The organism is Novipirellula sp. (genome assembly GCF_041583735.1).
GTDB lineage: Bacteria > Planctomycetota > Planctomycetia > Pirellulales > Pirellulaceae > Novipirellula.
The window spans coordinates 1-6,096 of the sequence record NZ_JBFHFD010000528.1 but is presented as its reverse complement, the minus strand read 5'-3'; the positions used below and the strand labels follow the sequence as shown (position 1 = coordinate 6,096).

5 protein-coding genes are annotated in these 6,096 nt (G+C 56.4%); 1 reads left to right on the top strand and 4 read right to left on the bottom strand.

All coding sequences use genetic code 11. From position 1 onward, the window contains the following. Positions 1 to 142: 142 nt before the first annotated feature. From ABX962_RS27465 to ABX962_RS27455, 3 genes are all read right to left on the bottom strand, one after another. Positions 143 to 1,312: an efflux RND transporter periplasmic adaptor subunit gene (locus ABX962_RS27465; protein WP_372724215.1), complete on the bottom strand. Its 1,170-nt coding sequence runs from the start codon at positions 1,310 to 1,312 to the stop codon at positions 143 to 145. Between the two features lie 55 nt (positions 1,313 to 1,367). Next, the gene (locus tag ABX962_RS27460; RefSeq protein ID WP_372724213.1) at positions 1,368 to 2,399 is read right to left on the bottom strand and encodes a DsrE family protein; all 1,032 of its coding nucleotides are present in this window, start codon (positions 2,397 to 2,399) and stop codon (positions 1,368 to 1,370) included. A 325-nt stretch (positions 2,400 to 2,724) separates the two neighbouring features. After that, positions 2,725 to 2,928 carry a hypothetical protein gene (locus tag ABX962_RS27455; protein ID WP_372724211.1) on the bottom strand — a complete coding sequence of 68 codons (204 nt, stop codon included), beginning with the start codon at positions 2,926 to 2,928 and terminating at the stop codon, positions 2,725 to 2,727. A gap of 289 nt (positions 2,929 to 3,217) precedes the next feature. Here ABX962_RS27455 and ABX962_RS27450 point away from each other — a divergent pair, with 289 nt between their 5' ends. Further along, positions 3,218 to 4,390, top strand: coding sequence for an esterase-like activity of phytase family protein (locus ABX962_RS27450; RefSeq protein WP_372724209.1), 1,173 nt, complete (start codon positions 3,218 to 3,220; stop codon positions 4,388 to 4,390). 118 nt (positions 4,391 to 4,508) lie between these two features. Here the strand turns inward: ABX962_RS27450 and lpxB are convergent, their stop codons facing one another. After that, a complete protein-coding gene (gene lpxB, locus ABX962_RS27445) occupies positions 4,509 to 5,696 on the bottom strand; it encodes a lipid-A-disaccharide synthase (protein ID WP_372724207.1) in 1,188 nt (395 codons plus the stop codon). Positions 5,697 to 6,096: the final 400 nt, after the last annotated feature.

Genomic DNA, 6,096 nt, shown 5'->3' with positions numbered 1-6,096 from the left:
CCTTTCCAGGCAGCCTGAACGACGTCACGTCACCTAAACACAAATAATCCACAAGCCGATATTTAAGGCCTTGTCCATAAGAGCCATCGCTATCGGTCTGCCCGCACCCAGCAAATTACCGGATGCCGTTTTCGGAGCAGGTTCACGGAATCACCACCGGTTGGCTGTCTCTGAGCAACGTTTGCTGCTTGACGGGCATGATCACCACGTCGCCGGCGGCCAGCCCTTCGCGGACTTCGACCGTATCGCGACCGCGGATCCCCAGCGTGAGCGGCCGCCATGTTGCGTGCCCATCGACAAGGACAAACACGCCGCTGTCATGGGGTTGCTGGACGAGAAATTCGGTTGGCAAGACCACGGCATCCGCCACCTCGTCCGCTTTGATAAACACTTCGGCTCGCTGGCCGACGGCCCAGTTTTTGGGCAGTTCCAGGACACTTACCTCGACAATGAACTCACGCGTTTCGCGGTCGGCTTCCCGTCCCAGTCGTGCAACCGATCCGGGAAAGGACCGTTCGGGCTGCGAGCGAAATACGACCCGCGCGGACTGTTGTTCGGCCAGTCGAGCCATCTCGGTTTCGTCAACCCAAGCGCGGATCCACAACTCGTCGGTGGATATCAACGTTAGGATCAAACCACCAGGAGCGACAATGTCGCCCGGTTCTCGATGGCGGCGAACGATCAGCCCATCAAACGGCGCCAGGATTTCCATATCACGCAATCTCGCGCGATGATACTGCAGCGTTTTCTCGGCAGCGACCAGTTCGGTTTGGCCCTCGACAATCGCCGCTTCGGCTCGCGACACCCCCGACTCTGCCACCGCCAACGTCTCGACGGCCTTGTCAACATCGTCTCGACTGACGGCGTTCTGTGAGACCAACGTTTGAGTTCGGTCGTGACTCTTCTTCGCTTGATCGTAGACGGCGACCGAACGATTTTTGTCGGTGGTCAGACGAGTGATGGCCGCCGAGGCGGCATCGACGTTGGCCTGAGCGATTGCCACCTGCTGCTTCCATTCCTCGTCATCCAGTCGCACTAACAAATCGCCGGCCGTCACACGATCCCCTTGATCGACCATCAACTCCACCACGCGGCCGGATATTTTGGGGCTAACGGTCGCTCCCACGCGAGCTTCCAGCGTTCCAGTGCCCATCACTTCGGCAACAATCTCGCCTCGCGCAGCGGTGTGGGCGAGAACGGGTACGGGCGCAAATCGCATCCAAAAAACACCGGCGGCGATGGCCGCAAGCACAGCCAACCCTTTCAGCAACCGCCAGGGCCAGCCTTTGAAAACATTCCCAATCTTATTCATGCCAATCTAGATGTAGTTCGAGTGAGCCAACGCCTAATGCCACTAGGCCGATCGTTTACTTGCCCAGCGGCACGTAGGCGTAGCCTTCGGTTTGCAAATTGACCAGAGAGGTCAGGGCCGACACGGCGACGTCGGCAAACACCACGACCTGGTCCGGCTTGGCCTTGCTACCGATCAGCGACTGGCCGCAAACGAAGATCTGAACGTCGGCTTCGTGCAGTGCCTGTAAACAATCGAGATTGGGATTGCCTTTGGTTTGAAAACGAGCGGCATAGGCGTCATCGTTCAAAATGGTCAACGTCGCATCGCCGTGAAGGACAACGGCGATTTCGACCTGGGCCGGCTTCTTGCCAGCACCGCGGTAGATGTTGACAAAGCGAGCGACCTTATCCAGCGCAGAGTTCAGCTTGTCCGGCTCGCCGCCTTGTGTGACATCGACAACGATGCGGCTGCCGTCGCGAGGTTGCTGCGTGGCGTCCGGCAGCGAGACGACTTTGCCATACTTGGCGATCGCCGGGTGCGAATACTTGGGCGGATCCGCCGCAACCTCTTCTGGCACGGGATGATTCTTCATGGCTTCCGGGAACCCTTTGGCAACAAAACCAGAGACAGCTTGGGCGTGAGCTTTGATTAATTTTACGACATACGGGTCATCCGATGTTTCAGTGACGCGAACGCCCTTGTCCGTATCGACGCGGACCATTTTGATTTGATCGGTATGGCGAAAAATCTCCGCGAACAACGGGTCGCGCATGCGAATCGGCTTGCTCTCTTCGACCCGGTACTGCATCCAACGAACGTGTTCTTGGATCTTCGCCGCAATGGCAGGGTCGTCCGATTCGGTCAGGGTTTCGACGCCACTGGGAAGCTGTCGGACGGTCCGTGTGATCTGTTCGTGGTTTGTCAGCAAGAAATGAAACAACTGGCGGTCTTCGTCGTGACGTTCATCGTGGCCGTGTTGACCACCTTGGCCGCCCTGGCCAAAACCGCGACCATTTCCGGGGCCACGCTGGGCGTCGGCGATTCCGCTCAGCAGCGTCGCCATTAACAACGGTACGACAAAGGGGGCAAGGTAGCGACGGATCATGGTGTGCGATTCTCTGGTGGTCGTAAACGATAAATTAGTTCGGTCACCCGCTAAGGATCACCCGGGAGACGATCACGCGTGTACGGAGCGACCGTCTATCACCCAATGCCATCTGCTTTGACACCAAACGCGTGGTGTTTATAGCGGAGCGGCGCAAGCCGCCCGGTCTAAATCGAACGTTTTTATTAGCTCCCACCGGGCGGCTCGCGCCGCACCGCTACCAAAGTAGACGGCCTTGGCCAATCGCCAGCGATCTGCACGTGGCGTTCCAGTAAAATTCCTTTTTTTCGTTATCCCCTGTCCGATCCGCTGAAGTCCTAGGCGTTTACTCTGCCATCAACGTCGCCATTTTGGCAAAAACAGCGGCGATCCGCGATTTGGACGACGGAGCGACTCGCGTGTCGCGTGTCGCGGGGACGAATTCACCGTCCCAAGCATCGAAACCGCCATCCCAAAGTGATTCATCATTGTGTGCGGATCCGACCCAATGAGTGGAATTTTGTGCATCCAAGTCGCACGGCCATCGCATCGAAGTGGCTTTGAGCGATGGGGGCAAAATGGAATGGACCGGCGAAAGCGAGTGGGGCAGGGAAAGAAATTTCTAGCGTAAGCTCCATCACAGCCGTTCCTTCGCGCAATCTTCACAATCCCAACATCTGATTTTCGCCAAGCTTTTACATAATCCCACTCGATCAACCGATCGCAGGGTTTTGCTTTTCTTCCTGCGCGAGCATGGAACGATTGTCGCTTCCACTCACTCCTCTGGTTTTTTGCTGGTACAAAAAATGACCTGTAAAACGGGCCTGATTCGATCTTTTTTGAGCATTGGAATTGCAACATTGGGTTTGGGCGGAGCTGCGGTCCACGCGGCAACGCCTACGATTGAACTGGTGGGAAAAGTCGCGATCGATGGCGATCAACACGACCTCAGCCACGATGACAAACCGCTTGAAGACGGCTCGCCATCGAATCAATTTGGCGGCCTGTCGGGAATCGAATACACCGGCATCGGCAACCGATTCTTGCTGCTTGCCGATCGTGGGGCGGGCGATGGCGAAGTTAGCTATCAGTGCCGCTACCACGAAGCGGATATCACCGTCGACCCGACATCACAATCCATCGCCTTCGCGCTAAAGACGACGCGAATGCTCAGCACGCCCACCGGCGAACCGCTTGTCGGTTCGATCGAAGCCCACGAAAAGTGTCTGAATTCCCCAACCCCACATCCCGTTTGGACCGCGTTTGATCCTGAGAGTGTACGAATGCTGCCCGATAAATCGTTGTTGATCAGCGACGAGTATGGGCCTCATATTGTTGTCGTTGACGAGTCGGGACGGATCTCGAACGAATTCACGGTGCCCGACAAGTTCCGGTTGCGAGCGGTGGAAGACGGCGTCTTTACCAAAGGGGTTTACAGCAACCGCGGGCTCGAAGGAATCGCCGTCACCCCGAGTGGCAGTCGCATGATTGCTCTTCCGCAAAGCCCGCTGATCCAAGACGCCGTGATCGAAAATGGATATTGCATTGGACTGAATTGCCGCTGCGTGGTCTTTGACGGCAATCACAACTGCATCCGCGAAATCGTCTACCAATTGGACAATCTTGCCAGCGGAACGAGCGAGATCTTGGCGGTCGACGAAGATCGTTTTCTTGTGCTTGAACGTGATAGCAAGGCAGGCCGCGAAGCCAAGACGAAAGCGATCTTCTTGATCGACACCGCCGAGGCCACGGACGTGACTCGAATTGAATCGCTGCCGAAAACGGACTTGCCGTCGTCGGTGACCCCGGCACACAAGAGCCTCTTTATCGATTTGCTCGACCCCAAATTTGGACTGGGAGGCGAACACGCTCACGAGAAACCCGAAGGTCTGTGCTGGGGGCCTCGCTTGGCCGATGGTCGCCGCACGCTATGGGTGTGCTGTGACAACGATTTCGAGAAGTCGATCCAAACCGAAATCTATTGCTTCGCCATCGACGGATTGGACCGCTAAGGACGTCGATTTTACAAGCGACGTCTTGGGTCGTCGCGGAACTCGTGCGTGAGTTTCGACTTGTTCGGCGATTCACGAATAGTCTTGAGGACTTTCGCTTGCGGGGATTGCGGGGCGGTTAGGCGGCGCGACGAATGGCTTCGTCGCGGTGGCCTAGCACGTTCTCTCCGATCCAAGTGGCTGCTTTTGCGGTGGCACCGCCGCCAGCGTGTTGGTGACACAGTTCGTCAATCGTTTTGAGTGTTTGACGGTAGTAAAACTCGTCGTGCAGCATCGCGCCGACCGATTGCGTCAGAAAATCGACCGCCGGCTGAGTGGACCCGACCGAGATGAACTCGGGAAAGACTTTGCGGGGACTCATCAAGTTTGGCAGCGTGATCGAGTCGAGCTTGACGACCATCTTGGCGAACGCGTACAGAAACCGGCCGATCCGGTAGGTGACCGCTGCAGGGGTTCGCCGCGCCATCAACTCTAAACTGACCGAACCGCTGACCATCATCGCACACCGTGCCGCTTCGATCACTTCGCTGGTGCGATCGACGTAGAATTCGATCGGCAGATCGGCATCCGCAGCGGTCAATTGGTTGCGACACCATAAGCAGTGACGATCGCGATAGGCTGCAACCAGGAATTTTGCGGACGGCTCGGACTTGGCTAATTGACGAATCGACTCGAGCATCACGGGCCAAGTGCGATGCACTTCATGAGTCCGCGACCCCGGCAGAACGGCAACAAGCTGATCGCCTGATTCGGTTTGTTTAGCAAATCGCGATAGCAATTGCTCGTCGAGCTCCGCCAACGCGACCGCATCAAAGAACGGGTGCCCGACGTAGGTGGCGGGGATGTTGTGTTTGGTAAAGTAGGTCTGTTCGACCGGCAAGACAGTCAACACATGATCGACCAGCCGACGCATCTTGCGTACTCGCCAACCGCCCCAGGCCCACAATTGAGGCGGGCAGTAGTAGTAGACTGGAATGCCGTAGCGTTTGGCGCGTTTGGCGATGTGCCAATTGAACCCGGGAAAATCGACCAACACGACCGCATCGATCTGCCCCGACTTGAAAATCGCTTCGGCTTGATCGGCAAAGCCAAAGAACTCACGCAGTTTTGGCAAGACTTCGAGGATCCCCACCACAGCGTGCTTGGTCAGATCCAATTCGATTTCGCAGCCGGCGGCCTGCATCGCCTCGCCACCGAAACCGGTCGTTTGGATCTCGGGAAACGATTGCTTCAAATGAGTGATCAAGCGAGCGGCATGCTGGTCGCCACTGGGTTCACCAACAGAAAAGAAGATGCGTTTGGACATGTCTTCGGAGCGGGGTTGGTGATACGACGTGGTCCCATGGGATCCGTACAGCGTGCAATTTTTCGATAGGCATAGCTAGAAAATTAGCGAGACAGAGTCAATGTGAATATTTGGCTCCCGTATTTTCCGCTTCGCACGATCACAGCTCGAAACGTCCGTCTGGAAACCGCAAGAATGACGACAGGACATGTTGTCGGCCGACACGTGGCGAACTCTGCGGGGCCGCGGTCCGACTTGCGTTGATTGCTAGCAAACATTATTTGAGAGCAAAAAAAAACGACCCGGTCAGGGAAAATTCCCAGACCGGGTCGTTTAGGTCACGTCTAATAGCTTAGTGGGCTACCTTTGTAAGCATTTTTCAGCGAACGTAGCTTGCACTTGCTTGAATGACGCGACGCTT

Coding starts and splice junctions, on each gene's coding strand:
- ABX962_RS27465 (WP_372724215.1), bottom strand. CDS start 1,312: ATGAATAAGATTGGGAATGTTTTCAAAGGCTGGCCCTGGCGGTTGCTG.
- ABX962_RS27460 (WP_372724213.1), bottom strand. CDS start 2,399: ATGATCCGTCGCTACCTTGCCCCCTTTGTCGTACCGTTGTTAATGGCG.
- ABX962_RS27455 (WP_372724211.1), bottom strand. CDS start 2,928: ATGCGATGGCCGTGCGACTTGGATGCACAAAATTCCACTCATTGGGTC.
- lpxB (WP_372724207.1), bottom strand. CDS start 5,696: ATGTCCAAACGCATCTTCTTTTCTGTTGGTGAACCCAGTGGCGACCAG.